This window comes from Paenibacillus woosongensis (assembly GCF_030122845.1).
Lineage (GTDB): Bacteria > Bacillota > Bacilli > Paenibacillales > Paenibacillaceae > Fontibacillus > Fontibacillus woosongensis_A.
The window spans coordinates 1761375-1780730 of the sequence record NZ_CP126084.1 but is presented as its reverse complement, the minus strand read 5'-3'; the positions used below and the strand labels follow the sequence as shown (position 1 = coordinate 1780730).

25 protein-coding genes and 2 tRNA genes are annotated in these 19356 nt (G+C 48.5%); 1 reads left to right on the top strand and 26 read right to left on the bottom strand.

Annotation, left to right across the window (positions count from 1 at the left end):
* Window positions 1-76 precede the first annotated feature (76 nt).
* The gene (locus tag QNH46_RS07925; RefSeq protein ID WP_283927624.1) at window positions 77-415 is read left to right on the top strand and encodes a hypothetical protein; all 339 of its coding nucleotides are present in this window, start codon (window positions 77-79) and stop codon (window positions 413-415) included.
* On the opposite strand, the gene QNH46_RS07920 is transcribed toward QNH46_RS07925, so the two are convergent.
* From QNH46_RS07920 to QNH46_RS07795, 26 genes are all read right to left on the bottom strand, one after another.
* Entirely contained in the window at window positions 388-615 is a 228-nt protein-coding gene (locus tag QNH46_RS07920; RefSeq protein WP_283927623.1) for a hypothetical protein, read from the bottom strand. The two genes, QNH46_RS07925 and QNH46_RS07920, sit on opposite strands and share 28 nt — an antisense overlap.
* Window positions 616-674: 59 nt before the next feature.
* A complete protein-coding gene (locus tag QNH46_RS07915) occupies window positions 675-1241 on the bottom strand; it encodes a stalk domain-containing protein (RefSeq protein WP_283927622.1) in 567 nt (188 codons plus the stop codon).
* 40 nt (window positions 1242-1281) lie between these two features.
* Complete coding sequence (locus QNH46_RS07910; protein ID WP_283927621.1) at window positions 1282-3321, bottom strand: hypothetical protein; 2040 nt, start codon at window positions 3319-3321, stop codon at window positions 1282-1284.
* A 4-nt stretch (window positions 3322-3325) separates the two neighbouring features.
* On the bottom strand, window positions 3326-3688 hold the full coding sequence (locus QNH46_RS07905) for a DUF6711 family protein (RefSeq protein WP_283927620.1): 363 nt from the start codon (window positions 3686-3688) through the stop codon (window positions 3326-3328).
* Window positions 3689-3699: 11 nt separating this feature from the next.
* Window positions 3700-6513, bottom strand: coding sequence for a phage tail protein (locus QNH46_RS07900; RefSeq protein WP_283927619.1), 2814 nt, complete (start codon window positions 6511-6513; stop codon window positions 3700-3702).
* Between the two features lie 58 nt (window positions 6514-6571).
* Window positions 6572-6847 (bottom strand): Gp15 family bacteriophage protein, encoded by a 276-nt coding sequence (locus tag QNH46_RS07895; protein WP_283927618.1) that lies wholly within the window; start codon window positions 6845-6847, stop codon window positions 6572-6574.
* 52 nt (window positions 6848-6899) lie between these two features.
* A complete protein-coding gene (locus QNH46_RS07890; RefSeq protein WP_283927617.1) occupies window positions 6900-7223 on the bottom strand; it encodes a hypothetical protein in 324 nt (107 codons plus the stop codon).
* Between the two features lie 48 nt (window positions 7224-7271).
* Window positions 7272-7718 (bottom strand): phage tail tube protein, encoded by a 447-nt coding sequence (locus QNH46_RS07885; protein ID WP_283927616.1) that lies wholly within the window; start codon window positions 7716-7718, stop codon window positions 7272-7274.
* Between the two features lie 8 nt (window positions 7719-7726).
* Entirely contained in the window at window positions 7727-8122 is a 396-nt protein-coding gene (locus QNH46_RS07880; protein ID WP_283927615.1) for a phage tail terminator protein, read from the bottom strand.
* Entirely contained in the window at window positions 8119-8493 is a 375-nt protein-coding gene (locus QNH46_RS07875; RefSeq protein ID WP_283927614.1) for a minor capsid protein, read from the bottom strand. Before QNH46_RS07875 ends, QNH46_RS07880 begins: the two co-directional genes overlap by 4 nt.
* A gap of 1 nt (window position 8494) precedes the next feature.
* The gene (locus QNH46_RS07870; protein WP_283927613.1) at window positions 8495-8812 is read right to left on the bottom strand and encodes a hypothetical protein; all 318 of its coding nucleotides are present in this window, start codon (window positions 8810-8812) and stop codon (window positions 8495-8497) included.
* 1 nt (window position 8813) lies between these two features.
* Complete coding sequence (locus QNH46_RS07865; protein ID WP_283927612.1) at window positions 8814-9179, bottom strand: head-tail connector protein; 366 nt, start codon at window positions 9177-9179, stop codon at window positions 8814-8816.
* Window positions 9180-9190: 11 nt separating this feature from the next.
* Window positions 9191-9532 (bottom strand): hypothetical protein, encoded by a 342-nt coding sequence (locus QNH46_RS07860; RefSeq protein WP_283927611.1) that lies wholly within the window; start codon window positions 9530-9532, stop codon window positions 9191-9193.
* A gap of 17 nt (window positions 9533-9549) precedes the next feature.
* Window positions 9550-9741 carry a hypothetical protein gene (locus QNH46_RS07855; RefSeq protein ID WP_283927610.1) on the bottom strand — a complete coding sequence of 64 codons (192 nt, stop codon included), beginning with the start codon at window positions 9739-9741 and terminating at the stop codon, window positions 9550-9552.
* A 13-nt stretch (window positions 9742-9754) separates the two neighbouring features.
* Window positions 9755-10708, bottom strand: coding sequence for a major capsid protein (locus QNH46_RS07850; RefSeq protein WP_283927609.1), 954 nt, complete (start codon window positions 10706-10708; stop codon window positions 9755-9757).
* 18 nt (window positions 10709-10726) lie between these two features.
* A complete protein-coding gene (locus QNH46_RS07845) occupies window positions 10727-11317 on the bottom strand; it encodes a phage scaffolding protein (protein WP_283927608.1) in 591 nt (196 codons plus the stop codon).
* A gap of 141 nt (window positions 11318-11458) precedes the next feature.
* Window positions 11459-11656: a hypothetical protein gene (locus QNH46_RS07840; protein ID WP_283927607.1), complete on the bottom strand. Its 198-nt coding sequence runs from the start codon at window positions 11654-11656 to the stop codon at window positions 11459-11461.
* A gap of 5 nt (window positions 11657-11661) precedes the next feature.
* Window positions 11662-13401 carry a phage minor capsid protein gene (locus tag QNH46_RS07835; protein WP_283927606.1) on the bottom strand — a complete coding sequence of 580 codons (1740 nt, stop codon included), beginning with the start codon at window positions 13399-13401 and terminating at the stop codon, window positions 11662-11664.
* Window positions 13401-14909: a capsid protein gene (locus QNH46_RS07830; protein ID WP_283927605.1), complete on the bottom strand. Its 1509-nt coding sequence runs from the start codon at window positions 14907-14909 to the stop codon at window positions 13401-13403. Before QNH46_RS07830 ends, QNH46_RS07835 begins: the two co-directional genes overlap by 1 nt.
* A 2-nt stretch (window positions 14910-14911) precedes the next feature.
* Window positions 14912-16231, bottom strand: coding sequence for a phage terminase large subunit (locus QNH46_RS07825; protein ID WP_283927604.1), 1320 nt, complete (start codon window positions 16229-16231; stop codon window positions 14912-14914).
* A complete protein-coding gene (gene terS, locus QNH46_RS07820; protein ID WP_283927603.1) occupies window positions 16224-16949 on the bottom strand; it encodes a phage terminase small subunit in 726 nt (241 codons plus the stop codon). The genes QNH46_RS07825 and terS overlap by 8 nt, the downstream gene beginning before the upstream one ends.
* A gap of 65 nt (window positions 16950-17014) precedes the next feature.
* Window positions 17015-17674, bottom strand: a complete 660-nt coding sequence (locus QNH46_RS07815) for a hypothetical protein (RefSeq protein WP_283927602.1) — start codon at window positions 17672-17674, stop codon at window positions 17015-17017.
* 14 nt (window positions 17675-17688) lie between these two features.
* Window positions 17689-18405, bottom strand: coding sequence for a hypothetical protein (locus tag QNH46_RS07810; protein ID WP_283927601.1), 717 nt, complete (start codon window positions 18403-18405; stop codon window positions 17689-17691).
* Between the two features lie 149 nt (window positions 18406-18554).
* Window positions 18555-18628, bottom strand: a tRNA-Pro gene (locus tag QNH46_RS07805).
* Window positions 18629-18631: 3 nt separating this feature from the next.
* Window positions 18632-18715, bottom strand: a tRNA-OTHER gene (locus QNH46_RS07800).
* Window positions 18716-18860: 145 nt separating this feature from the next.
* Window positions 18861-19310 carry a hypothetical protein gene (locus QNH46_RS07795; protein WP_283927600.1) on the bottom strand — a complete coding sequence of 150 codons (450 nt, stop codon included), beginning with the start codon at window positions 19308-19310 and terminating at the stop codon, window positions 18861-18863.
* Between the last annotated feature and the right edge of the window lie 46 nt (window positions 19311-19356).

Here is a 19356-nt window from a genome sequence, read left to right as displayed (position 1 = left end):
ATAAAAGGTAAAACCTCCCTAATTGTCGAAGGTATAGGCGGTCAGACCTATTATCGTTAGAAAGGAGGTTTTATAAATGGGTGAAAATTATAAACGGGATTTGACAGTCAAACTACATCAATATCTAAAAGAAATAGAATCAAAGCTAGATAAGTCAGGGAATAGTAACGTACCGATTCTTATTTTCACAAACTTTGGTCATATTGAATGCCACCTAGCAAAACCAGAAAATGTTGATAATGACCCTGTCGCTACAATATTCACTGGAGCTGTTGAACTAGCAAACATCACCGATCTTCCTGCACTCCATCTAAAGGATGCTAAGATAACACCTTATGGGGAAAAGCAGCCAGCTCACATTGTAAAAGATATGGTATTGTTCACTGATCAAATCATTGGATTAAGCTTCAGATAATCAGCTAAAGCCTGTTTCTTATCTTTACTTAAACCAATGATCTCAGGGATAATATTTAGCCGTTCCTCATGAGCGGCTATTTCCTCTCTCACAATCTCCCGAATATAGTTCCGCAACGGGAAACCTTTTTCCTTATCTAGTTCATATTGAGATTTCTCAACAATATCACTACTCTTGATTGTTCCGCCTGTGATTCCCATCCATCTTCACCCTTTCAATGCATAATAAAAGGCCCCGCTGATCAGCGAGACCTCAATGATTATTTTTCTAGAAGCTGTAGAGCTTCGTTTACTAAGCGAAGTTCTTCGGTGTATTTCTTAATATCTGCATTATACTGTTCGAGCTGCTTTTCCTTTGCTTCTAAACCAGGTGAAGGTTCACCGTTTATCCCTGAAGTCTTTAGAATCTCAATATCGGCTAGGATTTCACTTCGCTCTGAGCCAAGTACTTTCAAAGTATCATTCTCCAAACCACTTTTAATTTTCTCAAGTGAAGCCTCAGGTTGCCCAACGTAAGGATTATCCGTTGATGGCAGTGTCCCCGGTGCCGAATCTGTTCCGCTTTGATCGGTAGTAATAGTTATCACCTTACCACTCACTTGTACATCAGCCCCCATTGCTTCTGATAAGGCGCGAGCAGGCACATTGGCCTTACTATCAATTATTGCGCCTTTGTCAGCCAATTCGACGCCATTTACAAATACAGTATATTCACCTGTTACTTTTTTCCCTATCAGACTCTTAACTTGAGCGGACACATCTCCAGCAGATAACGTTACAACAACCCCTAGCAAAAACGCTGCAGCAATAGACACCCATTTTTTCATGACTTGACCTCCGAATGGTATATTTATCCTATATAATACCTTACGGACGAGAGGTCGTAAAGGTTCCGCCCCAGTTCTGGTTGGCTGTATTGCCATGGTTGTGCGTGCCGATATTGACGGTATGAGTGTGATTTCTCAACTCCGATTTAATAGATTCCAACTCACTTCGCAATCCCGATATATCTGCTATACTAAGGCTCAGCCCCGTTACAGATGAGCCATTTGTGAAATGGACAGGCCCCTGCAAGTAGATACTGCCCCCTAAAGCTGCTAACATCATACTACTACTCGCAAGCAGTTGCAGGTACGAGCCTAACCCTATTAGGGTACCGCTCCATGAGCCGCTAGGCCCCGAGAGGTAAAGTCCCCCCATGTCGTTACCGTCGGCGGAGTCTACGCTGATACGCTCCCGTCCACTACTGTCATAGATTCTGAGCCCGGACTGGTCAATTTCAATCCGTCGCCCACTCGCGGCGGTTCGAAGTGTGCTACCAGTGATGGTACTACCGCTAATATTGGATGCTGTGATGGTTCCGCTAAAAGTGCCGTCAACACCCTGTAGCGTCCCGGTGAACGTTCCACCGGCTGCGGATAGGTTACCCGAAAAAGTCCCCGTAGCGGCTTGCAGCGAACCGCTGAATGTACCATCAACGCCTTGCAGCGTGCCGCGGAAAGTCCCTCCGGCTGCCGACAGGTCGCCCGAAAAGGTTCCTGTAGCGGCCTCCAGGTGCCCAGTAAATTTAAGCCGATTGGCCTGAGCATCATAATAAAGAGACGACCGCCCGTTGACTTGCCAGTCCATCTTATCGGAGTTAAGAGTCAGCTTACTCTTATGGTCTTCCCGCTCAATTACGATCCCCTCAGTGCGGCTGTGAGTTACCCCGAAGTACGGCTTGCCATAGCGGACCGTATTTTGATTCAGCCGGTTGACTTGTTGCGTCAGACCGCCTTCAAGTTGGAATTCAGACTGTTGATCAGACTTGGACGGCGCCTCGATCTTGTGCGTCAGGCCACCTTTAAAGCTGTATGTTTGCCGCAGGATGTAAGTCGTGTAGCGCATAATTCCATCCCAGGGGATGTGCATATCCTGCCAGGCAACATTCGTATCAATCCAGCTGCCGCCTTCCCGCTGCTCAAAGCCGATCACGTCGCCCTGGTCAAATTGCGGAAAACCGCGAGCAGTCATTTGCAGCGGCAAGTAGGTTAAGCCGTTGAGCCTCACATGCAACGCATTAACCTGCGCCTGCGTCATAAACGGATTTTCCAAGTATAGTGTATGATTTTCATCCCCGCTGCCAGCTTCGTAGGTCAGGCCGTCCTCCGTGTTATACGTGACCACTATCCGCGTAAAAGTCTTGATCGGGTTCAACTGCTTGACCCTGATATAATCTGCCGTGGTTAGCTCCACCGCTGCCGGTTCCCCGGCCGAAAAACGCTTGAAGCGCATGATGCCGTCTTTGCCCATGTATATGCTGGCGCCGTTGGCTCCGGCGATATAGGCCAGTACCTGACGGCATGTGTAGCCGGCAGGCCCTGCCTGAATTTGATAGCTCGAATTAATAACCACGCTGCTGTCATACGTAAAGCCGATTCGAGAACATATCTCATCAAAAACAGCCTTCTGACTGGCAGGGTAATTGAGCTGAGAGATATAGGCCACGTCGGCCATAATCAGTTTGTCATAGCAAGTGTACGTCCAAACGTCATTGATCTTCTCGCGGCTATCGATGTAGAATTCACCCAGCGGCAGCCATTCCGTCATTCCAGTCGCCCAGGGAATGTGCATGTCCTGCCATGGGTATTTCGCATCCAGCCAGGTCATGCTTTCCAGGGATAGCGCCAGATAGGGAATCACTTTGGCATTAGGTTTGATCGCATCCGGGAGCCGAAGCTTCATTATGAGTTTGGACGGTATGGCCGTCCCGATCTCAAACTCGTCAGCTGCTGCTAGGATGTTCTCGATCTCAAATTCCACGATATTGGCACTGGTGTACTCTACTCCATCGATCAGCGCCTTAACTTTATAAGTCTTGTCGCGGCGCTTAATGTAATCCGCAAATATAGGGCTAATTGGATACATAATATCACTGCTCCGTTAGGGTTACTTTCAACCCATTCCACATAATTTCATTGCCCTGGGCCACGGCAAACGGTGCGGGCCTGTTGCCCACGTAAAAAGTCTTGGTTTCATACCGTCCGGTCATCGGGTCCGGGTAGGTGACTGGAAAAAATACGTCTTCCATCGACCGCAGAATAGAGGATATTTCAGCCCATCTGAGCGGCCCCCACGTCATTTCAATTTGCCGTTTCACGGCGATCCTGTCCCGGCTTAATTTTCCGTCGGTTGTCCGGACGGATGATTCACCGTCATCCAAGTCGAGCACCGTAACCATAAAAGAGGACGGGTACGCAGCGGGCTCTTGGCCGTTAAATCTCAGCAGTTCCATTCCGCGTCCTCCTATCTGGCAAACAGCGGTCTACCGGCTTGTCTTTCGGCAGCACCAATAGCCCGGGCCGCAATGCGTCCGAGCTCTGTTTCCCCAACTTTGATTACTGTCTCTTTGTCGCTGCTCCGTAGAGCGTCCAAAATCATCACCAGCACGTCCACAACGGCCTGGTTACTGGAGCTAAGCATATCCTGCAACGTTGAGAGCGGCGAGATAACTTCCGGATCCGCTGCAGCCCCTTTGTTGTCCCCGACCATGGCTAATGTTGGGCCGTATGCAAGGCCGCCTTTTGCGAGTTTCGGAATTTCCTTAACAGTGAACCCGAGGCTCTTACCGCCAATGCCTGGCACCCACTCCGGCACGTCGATGTTGACCTTGTTAACCTGCCTAATCATGTAGTTCAGTGCATCTATGATAAGGTTAACAGCACCCTTGAAGATGCCGACCAGTGCGTCCTTCCAGCCCTCCATAAAGGTCTGAATACCTTCCCAAGCGCGTTTCCAGTCCAGTGTAAAGACACCGGCCAGAAAGTCTGCAACGCCGCCAAGCGCTTTAATGATCCCTTTCGATACATCGGAAATAACTCCTAGCGCAGTGCCGATCACGTCACCGATAAACGACATCATATTCGCCCAAGTCGGACCCAGCGTTTTAACAAGCCAGTTTATAACCGGCATGATGAATTTATTAAAAATATCCTGTGCCGCTGTAACAAGCTTGCCAATAAAGTTGCCAATCTCTTTTACTAAGTCTTTAAGATGTTCCTCCCAAAGCCATTCCAGCATATCCAACATGTTTGAAATGAAAGGTTCCAGGAAGTTTTCCCATATGTTATTCCAGAGCTCCTTAATCTTATCGAGAGACTCTTTTAAACCATCGACAATCTTCTTTCCCCATTTATCCCACCAGTCGAAAATGATATCGAGAGTGTCCTGGATAATGTTAGAGACAAGCTTCATTGCCGGGTCAACTGCATCTCGCCAAATGTCATCAAATATTTCTTTAACGAGATCGAATAATTTGCCGAAAATCTCTTGCACACCGTTTAAGAATTCTGTGAATCTTGGCAGACCTTCTGATATTAACTTCTCCCAAATCGGAAACACTGCATCCCAGATACTCGACACCACATTACGGATTGATTCGAGCAAACCAGACCATATGTGACCTACTAACTCAATCCCATTTTGCCAGCTTGGAACCAAGTGTTCATGGAACCAACTCTTCAATGGCTCTCCTAATGCCATTACATCGTTGAACATCTTCCCGAACTGTTGTTTCCACTTTTCAAGTTCAGGTGAGATAGAGCTCCAGGCAGTTTGGAACGACGGGCCGAATGTAGATACAACCCAATCCCAGCCTTGCTTAACGCCAGCCCAAGCTCTATCAAATGCAGCCTTAACGTTAGCAGCCAGAGTATCCATCTTAGCCTGTATGCCTGTGATATCCATGTCAGGCATTTGCATCTCAAAGCCTTTGGACCCGCCGCCTGTATCGGCGTCAGCGTCGCTTTTGGAAAAGTCTAAGGTGTTGAGCTCATCAAATGAGGCCAGCGCTCCCTTGGCATCCTTGCCGGCCTTCTTCGCCTTCTTGCCGTAACCCTCCATCGCCTTCTTGGCCGTTTCGATCCCCTTAGCCGCCTGATAGGATTGCTGATATGTCTTGCCAAACAGCGCAGAGATAAACGCCGCGATGTAGGCCGTAATCTTAGCGAGTCCCGCCATGAGCGCATTAATCGCTGGCAAGATCGCCTCATAGATCGGCTGGAAGGCTACTCGCAGGTTCGTCTGAATAGCGTTCAGACTGGCTGCGAATTGAGCGTTAGTCTTAAGCGAGCTGCCCAGGTAAGAATTAAAGTCCCGGATTGCCTTATACAGTACCGCGAAGACAAACACCTGCTTAAGTATTCGCCCCAACGCTCGAGTGAAGGAATTACCCATCATACCCGCGCTGCGCCCAGCGGAAGAAAACGACTTGTCTGCTCCTGCAGCTGCCTTGGCCGCTTTGTTTAAATTGTCCTTTACCTGCTTAATCGGCTTGTTTGTGTTAACGAGCTTCTGCCCAAGATTTTGAACTGGCTTCTCAGCGTTATCCGCAACTTCGCTGGCATTCTTGATGCTATCATCCAGCTCCCAGATCTTCTTAGCTGTCTTGTCGGAGGTCTGAGTCAGCCGGAGCAAAGCGGCTTCGGTGTTGACGATTTTCTCCTGAAGCTTGTTTTTCTTGTCCTCGTTAAATGTCTCGGCATAAGCCAACCTCAGCTCCCCTAGTTTCCGCTCCTGTATCTCGATCTTTGCGTTCACGTTATCTAAGACAGCGGTTAACCTCTCCATCTCAGCCTTAGCCGCTTCGACATCTATTTTTGGAGTCTTTGCTTTGGGAGTAGCAACGGCTGGCGTGGCAGCTCCTGCGGCTGCTGGTTGAAGATTCGGCACCAGTCTACTAAATATTGACGGAGCTTTTAATCCAGCCAATTTATCAGATATGCTGTCAATCGCTTGTTCGGCAGCCGTTTTGTTCTCTTCAATGGACTGCTTCATGGCTTGGCTTGCCGTATCGATAGACTTCACTAAGCGGGCCTCTACAGCTGCCACGGATTGCTCCATACCGTCAGCTATACCTCTCATGGCCGTCTCGGTGGTAGCTTTAAGCGTCTGTGAAATGTTCGACGCAAAGCCTTTCAGGCTAAAGCCGCCGAACGTAGATTGCAGGGACTTGGTCAGCTGCTGGCCGATCGCTCCGGCGGCCATAGTGATCTGTCTATTTAGATCGCTGCCACCCACTAGCTCCAGCCCTAAACTGACCTTACCAACTTCGTCTGACATTCGTTCACCCCCTCGCCAGACAACGTAAAAAAAGGCGGCCCCTATTTCGGAGTCGCCCCTAACCGAATGCTTGCTGAATTATTTTCTGGAATTCCTGTACAGCCTTTCTGGCTTCTTCGTCCGTCCACTTCGCCTGTTTAAGCTCCCGGGTTCGCCACTCGTTTCGGATCCGCTTCTGCTCAGGGGAAAAGTTCTTCAGCTTCTCCCGGTCGTTCTCTGAGCGGATCTGCACGATCTGCCCCAGCGGTGTCTCCGGCATAATGCCGGCCAGTAGAGTGCAAAACTCATCCCAGGACATATCTGGTTCAGCGCGCAGCCGAATGCCATATTGCATCGCGATGGAGGACTCGATCAGGCCCCAATCCTCATACAGGTCATACCACTGCTCAGGTTGCTTGCTTGGCCGTAAGAAATCGCGCCTCTACGGCCTCGTAATCATCGTCAAGCGCTCCTGCCATCGTGGCAATAAAAATGATCTGATAATCAGCAAAAGAGATATCAGAATCATTGATCTCCTTTACGGCTTTCTTACCGAGCGCCATTTCAAGTACTTCGTCAAAATAGCCCACACCTTCAGAACCTTCATCCATCTTGGCTTGGATTGCCAGGACGGTATTCTTTCTATTATCGATTTCATACGTTTTATCGCCCAGTTTCAGCTTCGGGCGCTCATTGGTCAACTTACTAGTAATATCAATTGTCCTTGACATGATTGTCATCCTCCAAATTATGAAATAAGGCGGCCACGAAGGCCACCATTAAGCTGCTGTATAGACTGGCTTCCCGTCGCTCATCAGTTCGCATTCAAGAGCCGACACCGCTGTGCTGTCGCCTCCGTTGGGAGCTGTGACGTTTACGATGCAGTCGAAAGTCAACTTGCTACCGTCTGGAAATTCAATCTCTGCTTTACTGGAGCAATCCAGTCCAGACTGCCAAGCTGTGTTGGCAACGTAATCATTACCTGGGTCGCCTACGTGCCGCTTGCCGTTGAGGGTAATGCTAAATCCCTTTCCAGTCATCAATCGACGGATCCAGCCCTCTGTCTCCATTGGTGTCCACTCTTCAACATTACCGTCAATCGCGATTTGAAACGTCTCCATTTCCTTAATTAGCTCCATTTCAGCCTCTGTGCTGTCGCGACCATTAGTCCCGATCTTAAACTTAATGTCGAAAACGGGAAACACGCCACTTGTTACTTTTGGCATCAAGCTCACTACCTTTCGTGATAAATGTGTACTTCAATTACATATTCGAAAACGCCTTCGCTATCGGTCCCAACGTTAACCGGCTGTGGCGTGACCATTTGAAACTGGGTTACCCGCTTGCCGCCGATCATGGCGCCAGAAACGCCAAAGAAGGCATTGTATACTTCCTGAGCCTTACGCTCTGCAACGTCTGCATTTCGCCCCCAATGGACGAGAATAGAAATAGGCTTGATAACATACCCGGTAGCTTCCAATCCGCCCAAGGCAAGCCGGGGCTGCGCTCCAGTTGTGTTATACAAGCCTATACATTGTTCCTTTTTCCCGTCGATTTTTCCAACGTACCAATAGGTGCTATCGATCACAGTTTCAAGCCAATTCACTACATCACCCAGCGTTATTGTCATTTGATCATCCCCTTGCTGAGCTGCTTCACAAACTGCCCAAAGGTCTGCTGAACAAACTTCTTCTTTTCGCCAGCATAATAAGGCTCCATCCATTTACCCCGAGCGTTCGGGTTTTTATCCGTACGGAAATCATATTCCGGATGCCAGTACAACCTTCGGGCATAAGGGGTATCATACACCAGTTTGGCTTTCCCTTTTCCAGGAACAACATGGCCGCTGCGCTCGAGCTCCCCTATATCCTTTGGAACAACAGCAGATGTGACGATATCCGACTTGACAGCATCCGCAGTCATTTCGATAGCCTGCTGCTGGATCTGCTCTAGGTTCTTAAGGGCTGCCTGGTTAAGCGTTACCTTAACATTCACCTTCATGTTAGCTCAACTCCAACTCTGTCGAGAATACGCTGCCGTCAGGGTTACGCGGCCGCTTTGCCCGGTAAATGTTCTTTCTCTCACCATCGACAACCACATACCCCTCAATGACCTTGCCCGGGTTAATGTCACCCTCAATGACAATCAATCCAGAGAGCAGCACCAGGCGACGTTCAGCGTCGAGTACCTGTCTGGACTTCTCGTCGTAAAAGCACTTGCCGTCATAGATCAGCGTCTCTTCCTCACCATACCTGCCTTGCTCTATCTGATACACCTTAACAGGAGTGACCTGGTTCCATTTTGGGAAGGGAAATTTCATATCACCGCAGCCTCCGATCCGTCAAACCTGTAGGCAGCAGCAAGTCAAGTACAGCGTCAGAGGTCTGCACGCCGCCCGCTCCCGTGGCCGCCTTAAAAGTCATGCTGGTGCTGCCGGCACTATATCCAGATAACGGCATGGTCAAGTAATCACCGTACTTGTAAACAAAATCAGCCTGCTGACAGGTCGCCTTGGTTACGTTGAGTTGCTGAAAAGGAGTGAGGTTATCGAAACCACACGCCACTATCCGGTTATAGGTTAAGCGGTCGATCTGATCGGATGCCCGGTCCAGTGCCTTCTCCAGCTGCTCGACGGGAATTACTCCATCACCGTACCGATCGTAATCCTCTGGTGTTGCGTAGGCCATAGGATCACCGCCTATTCTTTATCGGCCGGCGGTTGATCCTCGCCTTTTTGCTGATCTTTACCGTCACTTAGCTGCTGGGCATCTTGAATTACCTTGAGGATATCTTCTTTCTTAGTAGCCTCTCCTAGGTCAATCTTCTTCTCTGCAGCGTATTCCTTGAGCTGGGGAACCGTCATTTTGTCGATCGGCACATCGCTATTCGAACTATCTAGCTCTGGATGCTCCACCGTATAGCCCTTAGACTCAAACCATGCAAGCAAATGCGGATCGTCTGTCTCGCCCACACCATTCAAAAACATGACAGATGCTGACAAGCCATTATATTGTTTATTCGGCGCGTATACTTTCGTCATTGTTTTTCCCTCCCAAATTACGGATCAACCGGTTCTGGATAATTAGGCTCCAAAGCATCTGGCGTTACCGTGCCCTGTCTCACCGTTCCGCGAGGCACTTCATAGCCGTCCGCAGCAGGCTCCAGCTTATCCGGTGTAGGCGTACCCTGCCGAATACCGACATAGTGGCCGTTAACATAACCGTTTGCTAAATCGTCTTTATACTGCATCAGTCAGCCCTCCTTATTGGACTTTGATTTTCCGCATAACGCCAGCTGCTTTAGTCGCCTTTAGTGCAACGGCTGCAACCATCTCAGCCTCACCCTTTTTGACTGCTCCAGCTGTGGAGAAATCAGGCAGCCATGCCTTTACAGGTGGGTGACCTGCCATGCTTACGCCGTGGAATCCATCCAAACCTAGACGAGCAACGTAAAGACTTGTTTCACCCGATCCGTTTGTTCCGACAATTGGATCATTCGTTCCTGGCTTTGCTCCCAAGTCGATCAACGGAATTTGACCGTAGTACTCAACTTGGTTGCCGAATTCATTCAGCTTTGTCATATACATACCGGACCGACGAGCAACGGCGCGAATTTTGGCGATCAGCTTGAGGTTACCCATTATGGCAGACGGCGTACCATCCAAGCCCATCAAAAATTCATCCAATACGTCTAGAAACTCCTTGTAATTAGTATCAAGCGCCGCCGAAGTGGATAAGTCAATTGCCTCACTAGGGATGAATTCTGTTGCAGATCCCGCCAAAGCCTTATCCAATCCATCGAATGATTTTGCTTCGACTGCACTGTCCCCGTTGATAACCGTATCATTGAATAGCGCTTGCGCTGCCTTGATCTTCTGCGACATTTGCAACTGTACCTCATCGGCAATGCCACCCATACCTGCAATAATACGATCGAGTTCAAATGCACCGCCGAAGACTTTCAAGTCCACATTAAAACGCTGTTTGCTGACCTCTTGCGGTGTGTATTCTTCGTTCACGGCTCGGAATTGAGCTGTCGGTTGCGTAATCAGGCGGGTATAACCATAGGTCAATGTTGCACCGCCGCCAGTCGGGGATACTGCATCATCGAACGTCAGATTCTCCAGTAAAAAGTTATTTTTTCGAAACTCATCGATCACGCCCATCGTCAATGCGTCCTGGACGTTTTTCTTCGCTTCACTCAGAGTTACTGCCATTTAAATCACTCCATTTCGTTATTTTTGAAAATGTGCTGCAATTGCGTCCTTAAGGGTCAACGTAGCTGCAGGTGGGTTAGGGTTACCGCCTCCACCAACTCGGAAGCCTGGAGGCGACTGCTGCTGTTGCTGGTTGTCTTCTTGTTTCCATAGAAACGCCTTAGACTCTTGCAGCGTCTTTTCTTGCTCTTCATAGCCTTGAACGATGTTCCCATCGTCTCCAAGCTTGATGACTTGCTTATCAAGCATGCCGATAACTAGATCTACATCGTGAACCTTGCCTTCAAGCTTCTGCCTTAAAGCATTTGTCATCTTAATATCGTGCAGTTCAGCTGCGTATCTTTCTGCAGCTGCCTGGTTCTCTGTCTGTAGCGTCTCAATCTGCTTTTTCAGTTCTTCAGACAGCCCGGCCGTTTTGCCTAAATCCGCAATCTGCTTGTCACGTTCAGCGATATCCTTCTCGGCCTTCTTCTTGGCTTCGGACAATTCGTTATACTGAGACTTCGGTACAAAATGCATAGGCAGCTCCTTGCGGACTTCAGCATCGATCTTGTCCACATCTGCTTCCGCAACGCCCAATTTCTTCAAAAGCTCTTTCAACCAATCCATTTATAATCAGCCTCCATTGATTTTTATAGCTGCTCTCCAGCTACGGGAGCGGGCCGCTATGCTCCGGCCTGAGCAAATAAGGCCCCGGTAGTCTCAACCGGAGCCCATAGAAAAAGCACCCTCGCTTATTGCGTGAGTGCTCTACTCAATGACTTCTATGCTTTTAATATCTGGCTCATCGATCATAGCCACGTGTGAGCTCTGGTCAAGCCCAATGGAATCATAATCCCGATCCTCCATCTCGCCTACTTCATAACTGATGGCCTCGCCTTCGAAAACCTCGTCATCCTTGGTCACAATGCGAAGGCGCTTATGCATATAACTTGTTAATTTCTCCAATGTTATCACCCCTTTTTGCTTGGGTAGTCCGGTACAATATGGACTCCCTTTTTCCCGTAATGTATTTTAAAGACCGTCGTTTCAGCTTCCTTGCCTGTCAGGTTATCGACGGCAACGCCAATTACTCGGTCATTGGTCACTATCAATTCCTTATTAGTCCAACCATTTTTACCAAACAGTGCTTTACCTGTTCCCGCGTACTGCTTCACCAACTCAGCAGCTTCATCCTGTGTTATGGTCAGCCTCGACGGACCGTGTTGTCCTTTGGCCTTCAGCTTATCCACGTACTGGTTATATTCATGAGTACCCGGTATGTGCTTGTTCTGTTGGCCGCGAAGGATGTCTTTCGGATGCTGATCGCGAATGAGCTTCCGCGTTTCTTCAATCTTGGCATTAAGCTCTGCATTTTTCAAGAGCTCCTTCCGTTCGGCTGCCGGCACTTCGCCGTCAATCTTCTCTCGCCGTTTGTCGCGCCGGAGATGCGGATACTCGGCAAGATGCGCCTTAAGCCGTTCCTGCCACTCAATAACCTTGTTCCCGTACTTGACTTGGTTCGCCTCATCGATCGAGCCAAGTTCCAGACGCTTGTACTTCCTGATCACGTTCTCCATATAGCGCTGCTTCTGCTCAGCTTCATAAAGCGCAACAGCCTCTTCGGGATCCGCTGGCTTAGGCAACTGAGTAATCCCAGGGAAGTATGTCGCTAAAGTATGCCGGCAGGCTGGATGAAACGCTCCTTGCTCCATGGCGTAGGACAGCAACAAATAGCCTGTATCCCGTGAGAGCTGTTCAGCCTGCTCCTTGCTGATTGAGGTATACACGTCATCGATCAGCACCGTGCCCTGGAAAGGTAGGCACCAAGGTGAGCAGTTATCATGGCTACTCATTACTACGGTGAAGATGCCCCATTCGTCGCGCTTCTTTCCTTCACCCAGGAATGTAGCCCGCTGGCTGGCCGTCCGTAACGCCATTTCAGCATAATAAGGCAGCGGAACACGACGGCCGTCTTTAAAAACGATGACATCCAATCCTCTCTCCAGAAAGTCCTTGGTCGCCTTATCGATTGCCTGGTCGAGTGTGATCGCCCCGGCTGCCATATGCGCCTCAGCCTTAAAGATAACCTGCCGATACACGTCATCCATCTTACGCAAAGCAGCCTCGCTCCCCTTCCTAAGATCATCCTTCACGCTATCCTGGAGGGCCTTCAGCTTCTTATCATTCATGCCGAAGAAGTCACTTTCAGGCGGTGCTTTCGGAAGCTCGCTGTGCGGTTTGGGCTTGGGCACAGGAAGTGGTTGGTGCATATCGGGAATAGGCTTCGACGGATCCGCGGGCTTAGACCTTGAAGGCTGCCTAGGTTTCGGCGGTTCGATAGTTTCCTTGAAGTCCTGCGGGAATTCAATCTCGCCCGTTACCGGCACTCGCTTTCTGCCAAACGGCTTCAAAATGGCATTGGTGAATTTATCCCACATCCGGGAAAATCTACTTTGCCCGTCATCAAAGCTCTGCTGCAGCACGTCGTCAATCAACTTGTTTGCTTCGCTGCCAGCCTCTCCAATAAGTCGCTTGTTATCCTGCCTGTACCTGTGTAAGGCCCGGAGCTTGGCGAGCTGCCATTGATCAAACCGGAATCCTACACGCTCTTCCTCAGCCTCATGCCGAGAAAGGTTTCGCTTAAGACTGGCGATCAGGTTCATGGTCATCTCGTCAAAGATGGCTCGGATATCATACGGATCACGAGCCATTATTCTTCACCGCCTGGATCATCGTCCTCAGCCCCTGGAGGATCGTCATGTTTCCGAATTTCCGGCTCGTTCATACTCACTAGCCCTTCCTCCGCTTTCAGGCGCTTTACCTCTTCGGCCTTTTCATCATCGGTCCAGGTATCGCCATAAAGTTCATCCACTGCACGCTCCACGGACATGATGCCATAAGTGCGGGCCTTGCCAACTGTCTCCACCACGCTGTCAAAGCTCGGGCTGGCATACTCCCCGAAGTTTACACTGGCCTCATACTCCCCAGCGTTGCGGCCCTTCATCGTGTCGTAAACCTTCATCACCGTAGCCACCAGCTGCGGAATAATATCATTCAGCCGTTCGATGATTTTCCCTCGAGTGTACAGCGTGGCCTTTTCTTTTTCCCGCTGAGCCTCGGCGTTGTCTGTCTTCTTGAGGTCGATCCCCAACGTAGCTGGGGAAATAATTCCCTGCAAGCACATATCCAGTGTTGATGAGTAGGAGCTGACGAACGCCTCATAGAGAATCTGCGGCTGAACCATATCGATCTGACCTTTTGCATCCTCGGCCATCACGCTACCGATCCTGATAAACTGATTGTCAAAAGGGTTCGGTTTGAGAAGGGCCCCTGTTTTGGGATTCTTAGGTATCAGATCCTCCGGGATGTATTTCTGGACCCTACCGCTCCTGATCGCATCGATCCATTGACTGATCACTTCATCCAATGCGTCGAAGTTGTCAGCTTTGGAGTCGAATATCGACTTACCCCGGCCTTTCCACTTCTTCGATCGGAAAAACATGAGCGGAACGGCCATAATGAAATCACCATCGAATGCGACCTCTGGAGCCAGCTCAGCTGTATCAGGAATCGCGGACAAAGGAGCCTCTTTTCCTTGATCATCCAGGAGCCGGCTGCGAATATAGTTAAAGCCGTAACTCTCTTCAAGCCGATAGTCTTTATCCTTGAATCGATAATCCGTATAGAAAATGACTTCCCGTAATCGACCCCGTTCTCGCTTGTATTCGACTTGATCGCCGCTATAAAACTCGATGATCGGATATTCCGTCACATCCGGATCCACGGTAATCTTGAACGCCCCATCCCCGGCGACCAGCGCCTCGGCAATACTATCGCCCAGCAGCTCGTCAATCTCGTTATCCTCGGCGATCTCCTTCCAGAGCTCTGTCTGCTCCTCGGTCTTCAGCTCGATGCCGTCCAGATCCGCTATCACAATATCCGCCAGGCGCTCAACGATCATAGCAGGCAATCCTGAGTGAATTTTTCTGATCGAGAGATCCTCAGAAGGTACAGCCGCCCAAAAGCGGGACTTGCTTACGCTATCAGAAGCCGTCTGCTTATAGAATTGATCCAGCTCGGACGGATCGCCTCGATACCAAAGCCGATTCCGCAGCACGCTTGTCTGGTAGCTAAACGGCTCCTGGATGATTATCGTCTTATTATCCTGTGCGGGCTGGATCCGCAATATCTTCATGACCATGTTCTTAAACCACCCCATTTCTAAACCTCCAATCTGCGCTTAAACGGCTGTACCGCGTACTCGCTGCTGTCCAGGCAGTCAACAGGATAGCTGCCATCATCCGTTCGTACCCATTCACCCTTTTGTCGTTCGTCCTCATCCCAAGTGGCATTCTCTAGCGCTTCAATCCAGGGTTTTAAATGCTGCATAACCTTGTACCGCCCCTGATTAATCAGAATATTCGTGAGCCTGATCCGATCCACGATACCCTCTTTCTTATAGGCTGCTGTCACCGAAATATTGAACCCCCTTCGGCGCAGCTCGTTGGCTAAAGCCTGGCGAAATAACTTGTCTGCTGATTCCGCAAAAATATGAACGGACGCAAAAAAAGCAGGGTAAGTCTCTGACCACTCTGCTACCTTATCGACGATCTCCTTGGCATACCGATCGTGCGTATATCCTGACTCTTTGCCTTGCTTATGATAATACCCATCAAGCAGAATCACATCTTTATATTGCATCGTAAAGCCCGTCAACGTCGCTACCGTGGCAGCCGTACCACCGATGTCTATCCCGATCGAGAACTCCAGGAATCGGAGATCCTTAACCTGGTCTCGGGTGACTATAACATCTTTGCTTGTATATCCGGTATATATCCGCCCCGTGGCCGCTGTGCGCTTGCCTTTGATATCGGCCTGAAACCAAAGGCTCGACTTATCATAAGTCGCGAGCGTAGCCTTTAAGCGGTCGTCTGGAATCGACAGATTATCAAATACGGTGAAATGCTCGTAATTGTAACCCGGATTTTCCCCTCGGGCTTTGAGCTCGTCCTGGTAATCCAGCACGTCACGGTAGAACCAATGCGCCGGAGGCTTCGGGTTAAGGTCAAAGAATAACTGACGGTTAGAACTCGCCAGCGTCCGGTCAAATACTTCTTGAACGAAGGACTGATGACACTCGTTAACCTCGGTAATGTATACCGTACCGTAGGAGTTACCCTTAATCCGGGCCGCGTCGTTCGCCTTCCCTCCGCCGGCGACAATAACGATCTTTTCACCAGTTTTGGTCTGGATGTACAAAGCGTCACGGTTTTTGTATTCACCCTCTCGACATCTTCCTGCGAAAAGGTGCTGCAGGCCAAAGCCGTTCGAGTCGATTGCGTTCATCTTGGCTGCTGCCAATGAAACGCCGGCCACAAGATGCAGCTTATCCGGATGGATCTCCAGGCACGTAGCATAAGCGATCAGGTTAATAATATTCTTCCCGGCCCGCTTTCCGCCTTCCGCAACGTTCAGCCAGGAATCGACGCTACGGCGTATATATTCGGTCTGCTTGGCCGTTAATGGCGCATACTCAATCATCGTCAATCACCCGTTCTGGTGCGGGGTTATTGATCAGATCCGCTAGCGCTGTAATCTGCGCATTCGGATCAATGCCGTCTCTATTAGGCACTTTAGACCGTAAGACTTCGATACGAGCTTTCTGCTCTTCCGTAGCAAGCTCCGTCTTCAGCAGCTCATCATATTGCTTGATCAAGCTCTGTAGCGTACCCATGGCCCTGCTTTGCGCTTGCAGGAAGGTCGCCTGTTTATCCCAGGCCTGTTGCACTTCCCAGCGTTCGCCGCTGACGTTCCCGCGCTTCTCTTCGATCTGCGTCGTCGTCATGTCTTCACGATCCCGGACGTACATGATCTGCTGTGCCCGTATAATCGCTGTATATTGAATCATGATGTTATCCCAAACGATATCAAGCGGCTGCTTCGTCTGCAGCTGCTCCATGATCTCCAGCGACTCTGCCGGCAGATACTTCTGAAACAGACCATGCTTAACGGCCTTGCTGTTCCGTGGAGGCCCTCCAGGACCGCCCCGATTCCCCCTGGCGTTCTGATTACCCGGCGGGGCGCCTCCTTTATTTGTGTGCACCCTTTTTGGTTTGTGTGCACCCTTTTTACGATCCCATCCGTGCCTCTGCTTCCAGCTCTTGACCGTGTTAAGGGATACACCGTATTTCTCGGCGATGTCCTTATATTTCATGCCGTCCATGTAATCCTGTTCGGCTAATTTGTAGGCTTCAGCCATTACATAATCACCACCCCCGGCAGTTGTGTTGGTTTTGAAAATAGAAAAAGCACCGGTTAGGGTGCTTAGATAGCATAAAGCATGTCAATAAAATCCAGACATTCGTATTCACTAAGATTTGTATAAAAAAGCAAAGTCCCATCGACCGAGACCCTGAAGGTCACTGTTTTATCTCCATGGTCGTAAGTGACAATTACACCTGTTAACTGGCCGGAACTAAGCATGTTAGCATAATATTGAGTATTATTAATTCCTGATCCTTTCAATGAAACTCCAGTTACTGTTTCTATTTTTACATCAAACCGTGCACTTCGGACATCGGTTGAGTCATCAATGATGCCCAAGATATTAAATCTGTGTTTTTCTAGTTGCATCGGAAACCTATTTTCGAAAATTCCAGTCGCTTTAAAAGCATCATCTTTTCGACAAAGTGCAACCAACCGTCTACGATCAGGATGGTAGTAAATTTCATATAAACCTTGTTTAACTACCTGATCAATGAATTCTCCCTTTACCCTCGCTCGGTAGTCAATGACTTCATCTGTAACAATTCTGTAATTTTGATAGCCAGTCGGAGAGGTTTCGTTAGCGTAAATGTAAGTATCCAGGTTCTCATCAAAATTATTTACCCGTTGTGTTTCTTGGAAATGATGAGCCTCCCTTACAATTTCACCAATATGTTCTTGATTAATTGGAGTGACATCAAAGCAACTGACACTAAACAATTTAATTTACCACCTCACTTAAATAATAGAGCCCTCCTTGCAGTCTCCTCTATTATATCGAAAGATGTTTCATTGATTGTTAGCTTATCTTTAAAAACTCGCACTTGGTGATTGCTTCCTGGGCCTCCATCTTTCGATCGAGGAACAATTGCACTTATAGGAAAAAAACATTCAAAATGTGTAATGTTATTTTTCCCCAAACGTTGCACCATCAATCCGTAAAATGGATTTTTCCCTTTTGAAAAATGAACATCCAAGTTATAACTCACTGTATTAGGTCTTAAAGCTCTCTCTATATCATTGAACAGTTCACGAAGTTCCCGAAGCTTTTCTTCTGCTTTATTAAGGGTGACGTTTAATTGCGATATATTCAAAAACATGATATTGCGCGAAAATTGCCCGTCTTGGAAATCATCTTGAACAAGCACTTTGAAAATATCAACATCATACATCTTTTTGTTGGTCATATTAACGGGTCTACTGTACTTGCTACTATTTTTGTATTTAAATTTCAAGACATCTTCTAGCTTTTTATACGAATCACCTAGCTCGTTCAGCCTAAATTCCACATTCACGTTCCAGGTAGTATCGCGCCACTTTGAGAACAGCCTAACGAAAAAGAAATAATATTTTGGGGATTTACTGTAGAGCCATGTATGTACCCCAAATACAGCGGGGATATACATAATGACATATTTTAATACTTTTAATACGACATAAATTGTACTCACCGCTTCATCCCCCTTCGTGATTATTTTATCACAGACAATTAGTTTTATGAATTATATCTACTAATTAGGAAAAATCCTTTAATTGTTTAATAAAAACGCCGCCTCACAAGGAAGCGGCTAGTCAAGGGGGATCTAAAAATGATGAATAATCCGAATGGCAGGATTTGAACCTGCGACTACTTGCTCCCAAGGCAAGCGTGCTACCTGGCTACACTACATCCGGTTATGGCACCCCTGCGGGGAATCGAACCCCGGACCTGAAGTCTGTTATTGCGGCCGCCTTCACGCTTTCCCACTAAGCTACAGGGATGATGTAAGACGCAGCCGCCGAACAGTCTGAAACCATTGCCAGCTGCGCCTACGAATACATAAACGAGAAACACTGTCCAGGTGAAAACTCGTCTATACAATTTGCTATGCTATTACTATATCAGGATTTTTCAAATTAAAAGTGCCTAAAAAGTGCCTTCTTGTTTTACGCTAGGAAAATCAATTTTGCTTTTCACTCTTTTTGCACTTCGGATCCGACTACTTATTTTCTTGATCCAGTCATATGAATATCCCAGTTCATCGGCGATTTTATACAGCGGTTTTCGCTCAATATCCCGCATGTATGCCACCTGATACTCAATCCCCTGAAACCCCCTAATGTTCGCCTCGATCTTCTTCCGTATTAGCTTTTTTGCTTCCAATCGGTTAGAGGTCTCCCCGATCCTTTGCACTACAGCATCATAATATTCCAAGGCCTTGTCCAACGGAACGTGAACAGGAAGTGGATCGGAAGGTAAGCGCCCAGAGAAGCAAAGCTTCCGAGCCTCTTTAAGCTCGTCCTCTAGATCAATCAGCCGTAACTCCAGGATTTCAATCTCTTTGGTGATGTCGTTGTAAGTTCTCACGAAGTCCATCTGTCTTCACCTCGCATTTATGTTTCGGAAACCAACTCAGTGTATA